This window comes from Pseudomonas sp. HMSC063H08, assembly GCF_001813645.1.
Lineage (GTDB): Bacteria > Pseudomonadota > Gammaproteobacteria > Pseudomonadales > Pseudomonadaceae > Pseudomonas > Pseudomonas aeruginosa.
On record NZ_KV813492.1, the window covers coordinates 1 to 664 of the forward strand.

Annotated in this window: 1 protein-coding gene; it reads right to left on the minus strand. The window is 64.0% G+C overall.

Going from position 1 to position 664, the window contains the following annotated elements; translation table 11 throughout:
* On the minus strand, positions 1 to 664 hold a 664-nt coding region (locus HMPREF2924_RS20335), incomplete at both ends, for a helicase-related protein (protein ID WP_141765557.1).

The following is a 664-nucleotide window of genomic DNA, read 5'->3' on the forward strand; positions in this document are numbered from 1 at the left end:
TCGAGACCTGACTCGGGAACGTCTCCCGACGTGCTCTGAGCCACAGCGATCTTCTTCGCCATCAACTGCAAGCAGGTGATCTGCGAGCTGCCGGCGTAGCCGAAGAACACCACCCGCACCGGGTGCTTCTGCCCGATCCGCCACGACCGCCGCGCGGCCTGCTGCAAGGTGTACACGTTGTACCCCGTCTGCAGGAACGCGATGGTCGGGAAGTCCAGCAGGTCCAGCCCGGTCTTCACCAGCTCCGGGTTGGTGATCAGCACATCGATGCCGCGATCGACCTGGTCGAGGATCCAATCCTCGCGTCGAGCGGTATCGACCGAAGCACGTAGCACTGCCACCTTCAGCCCGGATTGCTCGAGCACTTTCTTCAGCCTGGACGTGGTGTCGCGCGTCCCGCTGTAGACGGTGTATGCCAGAACCTTGCGGCCCTTCGCTTTCTCCTCGAGGCAGAGGTCCACCAGCGCCTGCTCCTTGGGCATCAACTGCTCGTCGCCGAAGATCGCTGGCACGAAGGCCAGTGTGTCCCGGCTTCGCGGATGCTTGACGATCTCCGGTCGGAAACAGCAGTCCGGCCAAGCCAGCAGCACGTTAAGGACCACGCCCAGGAGCGTGGTATCTCGTCGCGCCAGAGCCTGGCGGAGCTCCGCTGTCAGCGTGGCCG